We start from the raw sequence: 6,450 nt of genomic DNA, 5'->3' as shown, positions 1-6,450 counted from the left end.
ATTGAATTGACTGTGCCGAATAATTACCGAAATAACTATTCTGTTGGTCACTCAGTTTTCAATTGAGACTCTAATTTGTTTGCCTCGCTACCTAAGTAGGTTGGCTGTTAGAACTCAATCTGTACGAGTGCCCACACAGATGATTGCTTTATATTGTTAAAGAACGTTTTGAGACGCTTTAGCGTCTCAAGGGATGCGAATAATACACCCTTTATTTTTCGAGTCAACACTTAGTTTTAAACTTTCTTTCGACAATTTAAAACCGAAGTTTTATTTAACTCTCTGAGGTAGTTCGTGCCTCGCTATGCGTTGTCCGCTGCGCGTCGCCATATCCCGTCTCAGTGGGGTCGCATTATAGGGAGCGACGGATTTTACGCAAGCGTTATTTGCATTAAATAGTAATTAAAATTAAGCCCCAAGCAAGCACACATGATAAGCACAAGTTACCCACAAAACCCTGTTGATAACTCTGTTTTTACATAGCTAAACCATGCTAAAGCTTTTAATTAAAACCCTAAAAATGCAAAAAGCACCTTATATAGGTGCTTCTCAAAAGTAATAGTTAGTAGAGTCTAATATAAAATACTATATAACTTGCGACGATATTTCGCTGCAAGTGCATCGCCATCGGGTAAAGAGGCGATAATTGCTAAAAAGCTTGGTTTTGCTTCGTTGAAGTTCAGATCTTTTTGTAGCACTGTAAATAGTATATCCAATGCTTCTTCTTTTCTGCCTGCTTCATTGAGTAAAATACTGAGCTCTTCTTTTAATTCTAAGTCATTTGGATACTTTTCTACTTGTTGTTGCTTTTCTTTAATCTCTGGTGAGTCTTTTGCTTCAAGCGCAGCTTCGCATTTTGCTTTTATATTATTAAAGTAAGCATCTTGCTCTTGTACGTCTATTGTATTTATAAGCGCTTGCGCTTCATCTACCTTGTGAATTTGAATACATATGTCTGCAAGCACTAATTTGATGCGTGCGTTACCGCTGTCTATTTCATAAGCTTGCTTTGCATAGTTAAATGCAGCATTTAGATCCGACTTTAATAACGCTTGCTTCGCTTGCTCTAACAGTAAGTCTTGTTGCGCAGGTAAATGCTTTGCTAGGGCTTCGCGTATTTGTACCTCACTTTGAACACCTGCAAGTAAATCTACTGGTGCAGAGTCTTTTAATAGTACAAGCGTAGGCAGAGTTTGAAGACCAACTTGTTGCGCAAGTTGAGAAGCGAGTGCTTGCTCTGCATCGCAATCTAGGTTTGCTACTACTATATAGCTTGCATATTCAGCCGCTACTTTATCTAAAATTGCAGCCTGTCCGATGCAGTCAGGACTTTGAGGAGAGAAAAAATTAAGCAACACCAATTTTTGCTGTGATGTTTCACCGAGTACTTGTTGAAGGTTTTGCGCATTAATACTAACTATGTTGCTCATTGAATTGATTGCCATATTCATCTATTTAGGTTTTTATATGGTGGTGAACATAATAATTACAAGTCATATACCTAAATCACTCGGTATACATATTCAACTATGAGGGAAAACATGAAATTAACTTACCTAAGTGCAATACTTTTATTAGCAAGCCCATTTGTACAGGCAAATGGGCTTGATTTAAATTTAAGCAAAACCATGCCAGCTATAGAAAAGTTTTACCTCGATTTACACCAATCGCCAGAGCTTTCTTATCACGAACAAAAAACGGGTAATAAAATAGCGAATAAATTAACTCAGCTGGGTTTTAAAGTAACAAGTAATGTAGGTGGTTTTGGTGTTGTTGGCATTTATAAAAACGGAAGCGGTCCAACCGTGATGATCCGTACTGACACCGATGGTTTACCTATTATAGAGCAGACAGGAAAGTCCTATGCCTCAAAAGTTAAAGTCATAGACGAGCATGGTGCGAAAGTAGGTGTAATGCACGGTTGTGGCCACGATATTCACATGAGCTCTTTTATTGGTACTGCTGAGCAATTAATAGCACACAAAGATCAATGGAAAGGCACTTTGATGATGGTTGCACAGCCTGCCGAAGAAGTGGGCGGTGGTGCTAAAGCAATGCTAAGCGAAGGACTATTTAGTAAATATGAAAAACCTGATCATATAATTGCTTTGCATGTAAGTGCTAGCGTCCCCGCTGGTAAGGTATCAATGAAAAATGAATACACTATGGCAAGTGTAGATTCTGTTGATATTACAATAAAAGGTAAAGGTGGTCATGGTGCTTATCCGCATACAACTATAGACCCTGTGGTTATAGCTGCACGCACTGTACTTGCTCTACAAACAATTACTTCCCGAGAACTGTCACCGCTAGAGCCTTCAGTTATTACGGTTGGTTCTATTCATGGTGGCTCAAAACATAATGTTATTTCGGATGAAGTAAAGTTACAACTCACTCTCAGAAGCTATAACCCCGATGTAAGAAGCGCTCAAATAGCTGCAATAAAACGAATCACGGCAGGTATTGCACAAAGTGCTGGCCTAAATGAATCAAACTACCCTGTAGTATATGTACATGAAGATGAATCTATTCCATCTACTTATAATAACCCTGCACAAACAGACATTGTTAGACAGTCTATCGCAAGCGCAATTGGTGATACTAATGTGCTTGAAACACAAGCTGTAATGGCTGGTGAAGACTTTGGCCTATACGGACGCACCAATGAAAACATCCCTATTACCTTATTTTGGCTAGGTGGTGTAAACCAAGCACAATACGCGGATTCAATAAAAACAGGTGAAATACTCCCTTCCCTACACTCTAGTAAATTTGCACCTGATTACAAAGTTGCAATTCCTACCGGAATAAAAGCAATGAGTAACGCTGCTGTTGCTTTGTTTAACCAATAAAACGTTGTTTTAAATAGCTCAGCGTTAAGTTGCTGCTGAGCTTTTTTTATAACTCGATTTTTTAGACGTTGCTTTTCCACTTCGTTTAGCAAAACGTTTTTTAGCTGAGGTTTTTGGTAACCTTGCGAATGCATTGCTATCGCAGTTTGCTGCTAATTGTACAAACCCATTTAGCTCAGCAAGTAAAGGCTGTAAAAATTGCTGATAACTCATTACTTGCTGCGCGATATCACCTAAGCTCGATTCCCACTTTGCGGTTAAATCAGGACTCGCTAAACCTTGTGGTAATACGCTAATAAGGGCAAGTCCCGTTTCGGTCGCTCTAATTGACTTACCTTCACGTTTTAAAAAGCGCCGCTTGAATAGCAACTCGATTATTCCCGCACGTGTTGCCTCAGTCCCTAAACCATCAGTGTCTTTTAATACTTTTTTAATTTGTGGATCTTTAACATAACGGCTAATGCCCGTCATCGCAGCCAATAATGTAGCGTCGGTAAAATAAGCAGGAGGTGATGTATGCTTTTCGACCACTTCGCCTTGCTCACAAAAAAGAGGCATACCTTTAGTTAAAGGAGGTAACGTAGCTTCATCTTTTAATTCAGACTTACCCATTAATACCTTAAAGCCCAGGCTTACATCTTGTTTTGCATTTGCTTTAAATAATCCGCCAGCGATTGTTATCTCTGCTTTAGTTTCGTTATATATATAGTCGGGATAAAACTGAATTAGGTAATGGCGGCTTATTAATTGATATACCTTCGCTTCGTCACCGTTCAAACTCGCTGACTTTAACTGCTTAGCCGTAGGCACAATGGCATGATGCGCAGCCACTTTTGAATCGTTAAAACATTTACTACGCTTTTTTACATCAGCCCCGTTTACTAATTCACTGCTTTGCCCACCATTAGCACTTATAGCTTTAAAAATAGCTGATGCATCTTGATGGTGATCTTTAGGTAAATAACGATTATCCGAGCGTGGGTAAGTAATTAATTTATGACGTTCGTAAAGTATTTGGCAAATATCCAACACTTTTTGAGCTGGCATACCAAATGCTTTAGCCGCATCTATTTGCAGTGCAGATAGGTTATACGGTAATGGAGCACTTTGTTTTTTTTGTTTTTGGTCAAGTGAAGTAAGCTCAGCACTTTGCTTTGTAATGCGTGAAGCAACATTTTGTGCGAGTGCTTTGTTAAGTATTCGCCCTTCTTCATCTTGATGTGGCTCACATGCTTTACTAGGAACCCACTTAGCTATGAATGGCTGGTTATCTGGAGTAAGTAAATGCGCCAGTACATCGTAAAAAGGCTTAGATACAAAGTGTGCTATTTCGTTATCTCTATTAACAACAAGACCTAAAATAGGGGTTTGTACTCGCCCTACCGAAAGCACATTACCAAACCCTGCTTTTTGCCCAGCTAGTGTGTATGCACGTGTTAAATTCATACCAAATAGCCAATCAGCACGAGAGCGCGCTAAAGCAGATACACTTAACGGAATAAAATCTCGATTAGAACGCATAGTACCCAGTGATTTTTTTACCGCCGATAAGTTTAAATCACTAATGAGTAAACGTTGCGTACTCTGCTTTTTAGCCTGACTTATTTTAGCTTCTTCAATTACTTGATCGACTAGTAGCTGGCCTTCACGGTCTGGATCGCCAGCGTGAATAAGTTGCGAGGCTTGTTTAATTAATTTTTTTAAAACAGTGAGCTGTTTGCGAGTTTTGGTTTTGGCTTTTAACTTCCACTGTTCAGGTATTATAGGTAAGTGTTCAAACTGCCACTTTTTAAAGCGCTCATCGTAATCATCGGGTTCTGCTTGTTCTAGCAAATGTCCAATACACCACGACACACAATCGCCATTAGCGACTTCTATATAACCATCATATTTTTTATGTGGTTTTGGTAACGCATCAGCAATAGCGCGTCCAAGTGAAGGTTTTTCTGCAATGTAGAGTTTCATAGCCTGCTCATCACTGTTTATATAAACAGTAGTCTAGCACAGCTATTTTAAAGGAGGGAACTTTTTGTAACTATTGGCTAGCTGGGCTTTTTTTGTCTTTTGTTAAAATATAAATAAGCGGAAGATAACAAACAACAACGGTGCCTATATTAATAAATGGCAATAAGGTTTTATAAATGTATGTACTATAAGAAAGATCCCATAAATGGCGGTCGACTAATCTAAATAGCTGTAAAATTGGTGCCATAATAACAACCAATTGACCTAATACGCATTGCCATAAATAAACCTTATCTTTTAAACCCAGATATGCGATGAGTGCCATCCAAGCAATATCATTAAAGGCCCAAACAAGGTATCGATAAACATAAATCCCATTATCAAACTCTTTCAAGTAAGGATGAATAATGGTTCCATATAAAAAAAAAGCGGCTGTAATTAAAGCGAAACGCAGGGCCAAATAATCTTTTCTAAAATAAAAGATGAAAATAGCAGGGCTTAAAATAAACACCCAACTAGTATCTAATATCAATATAGTCTTTAAAAACCATTCAGGCATTAGAGTTAATCAAGTTTTTTTTCATCATCGTCATTACCACCGCCATTTCCTGGCATATGACCAAACTTATCGACCTTTTTCATAAACTATTCCGTTACATTTGTTAAAGAAAGCATACTTTATGATAAATAAGTGTGTTTGCCAATAAAAGTTATCTTACATCTATAGGAGCTGACTCTTTTGCTTTACCTTGTAATATAGATATTTCTACTCGGCGATTCCTGCGGCGATCTTCATCGGTGTCATTAGGCACTAATGGCCTTGTTTCAGCTCGACCAACCACCATCATTCGGGTTTTATCAAAGCCTTGAACTTTTTGCAGTTCACTTGCAACGGCTACTGCCCGTTTTGACGATAAATCCCAATTGTTAATATATAACTCATTCGACACCTGAAAATCATCAGTATGGCCAGATACTGTTATTTCACCAGGTACATCTTTTAACAGCACACCAATATCTTGAATTATAGGTTTAAACTTAGGTTGTAAAAATGCACTACCTGAAGGAAATGAACCATTTTCCCTAATTCGAATAATTATTTGCTGCCCTAATGATTCAAGTTCTATTGCGCCATCAATTATTTGCTTTTCAAGCTGTTGTGCAATTTTTTTAACAAGCTCATTAGTTTGTTCCTGATCGGCTGCTGAGGTTGCTTGCTCCGATGATTGTTCTTGAGAAGTACTACGAGACTCGCCACCGCGTTTATCTCCGCGTTGCTCTTGCCTGCCGCCAGCTGAGCTTTCATCGCCAGCCTGAAACTCTAACATTTGTTGAGTCATTTCGACTGTTTGCTGCTGAATGGTTTCTATTGGGGTTGGCTCTGGTTTACCTGGGGTAAACTCCATGGCAATAACAGAGGTCCCTTTAGGGATGTCTTTTACTTCAATTTTATTCTGCACACCAAAAGCAAACTTCATAGAGCCCGCAATTTGTTTAAACTTAAGTACATCCATTTCTGAAAACGCGAGCAAGAGTACAAAAAAGCACATTAACAGTGACATTAAATCGGCAAACGTTCCCATCCATGCAGGTAGACCTGGTGGTGGGCATTTGCACTCTTGATCAGACATAG

5 protein-coding genes are annotated in these 6,450 nt (G+C 38.8%); 1 reads left to right on the top strand and 4 read right to left on the bottom strand.

What is annotated here, in order from left to right; all coding sequences use genetic code 11:
• Positions 1-572: 572 nt before the first annotated feature.
• Positions 573-1,430 carry a tetratricopeptide repeat protein gene (locus tag I6F53_RS14395; protein ID WP_197239993.1) on the bottom strand — a complete coding sequence of 286 codons (858 nt, stop codon included), beginning with the start codon at positions 1,428-1,430 and terminating at the stop codon, positions 573-575.
• A gap of 111 nt (positions 1,431-1,541) precedes the next feature.
• Between I6F53_RS14395 and I6F53_RS14390 the strand changes: the two genes are divergently transcribed.
• Positions 1,542-2,852, top strand: coding sequence for a M20 metallopeptidase family protein (locus tag I6F53_RS14390; protein ID WP_197239992.1), 1,311 nt, complete (start codon positions 1,542-1,544; stop codon positions 2,850-2,852).
• 24 nt (positions 2,853-2,876) lie between these two features.
• Here I6F53_RS14390 and I6F53_RS14385 read toward each other — a convergent pair whose 3' ends face one another.
• From I6F53_RS14385 to I6F53_RS14375, 3 genes are all read right to left on the bottom strand, one after another.
• Entirely contained in the window at positions 2,877-4,817 is a 1,941-nt protein-coding gene (locus I6F53_RS14385) for a DNA topoisomerase III (RefSeq protein ID WP_197239990.1), read from the bottom strand.
• Between the two features lie 70 nt (positions 4,818-4,887).
• The gene (locus I6F53_RS14380) at positions 4,888-5,376 is read right to left on the bottom strand and encodes a hypothetical protein (protein WP_024593682.1); all 489 of its coding nucleotides are present in this window, start codon (positions 5,374-5,376) and stop codon (positions 4,888-4,890) included.
• 151 nt (positions 5,377-5,527) lie between these two features.
• The gene (locus I6F53_RS14375) at positions 5,528-6,448 is read right to left on the bottom strand and encodes a flagellar motor protein MotB (RefSeq protein WP_149594079.1); all 921 of its coding nucleotides are present in this window, start codon (positions 6,446-6,448) and stop codon (positions 5,528-5,530) included.
• Positions 6,449-6,450: the final 2 nt, after the last annotated feature.

Source organism: Pseudoalteromonas sp. SWN29, assembly GCF_015864465.1.
GTDB lineage: Bacteria > Pseudomonadota > Gammaproteobacteria > Enterobacterales > Alteromonadaceae > Pseudoalteromonas.
This window is presented reverse-complemented; position numbering and strand designations above follow the sequence as displayed.